This window comes from Bacillus cereus group sp. BfR-BA-01441 (assembly GCF_022663075.1).
Taxonomy (GTDB): Bacteria; Bacillota; Bacilli; order Bacillales; family Bacillaceae_G; genus Bacillus_A; species Bacillus_A cereus.
The window spans coordinates 1-656 of the sequence record NZ_JAKUEU010000236.1 but is presented as its reverse complement, the minus strand read 5'-3'; the positions used below and the strand labels follow the sequence as shown (position 1 = coordinate 656).

The window sequence follows — 656 nt, the reverse complement described above, 5'->3', positions numbered from 1 at the left end:
AGGGAAGATAGGGGGCGTTCCAAATTTTGGACCGCCTTTTTAATATTAAAGTACTTTTAATGTCAAAATTTGTCGGTAAATCGATATCTCTTGTCGAATCGTTGATATATTATAAGTTACGATAGATATATTCGAAAAATCGTTGATATATTGTAGGTTACGATAGATATATTTGAAAAATCGTTGATATAATTTCATTTACTATGTTATTTTTCAGTAGTTTAATAGAGTAAAAAAAGAGCCAGTCTCAATGATGAGACTGGCTCTTTTTTTACTAACTAGTTTAATACTTTAACTGTAACTGTTTTACGTCCCCAGCTACTTGATGAACCTTTATCTGGCATTAAAACGTCGATTTTATTACCTTTAATAGCTCCACCAGTATCACCAGCGATTGCTACTCCGTAACCTTCAACCCATACTTTTGAACCTAATGGAATGACACTTGGATCAACTGCAATTAGTTTCATGTTTGGATTAGCTGTTAAGTTGTGGCCTAAAGCTGATTTTACTTGGTCGCCTGCTTTATAACCATTTTCAAGTGGATCTGCTGTGTAAGCTGTTGCTACAACACGTAACTCACGAGAAGATGATGGTGCACTTGTTTCAGTTTCTTTTGCAACAGGTTGTTGTGTAGCTGGTTTTTTAGCTTTAGC

1 protein-coding gene is annotated in these 656 nt (G+C 34.9%); it reads right to left on the bottom strand.

Annotated elements, in window-relative coordinates:
* Nucleotides 1-278: 278 nt before the first annotated feature.
* A partial coding sequence (locus tag MR107_RS30265) for a 3D domain-containing protein (RefSeq protein ID WP_242293168.1) occupies nucleotides 279-656 on the bottom strand: 378 nt, incomplete at its 5' end.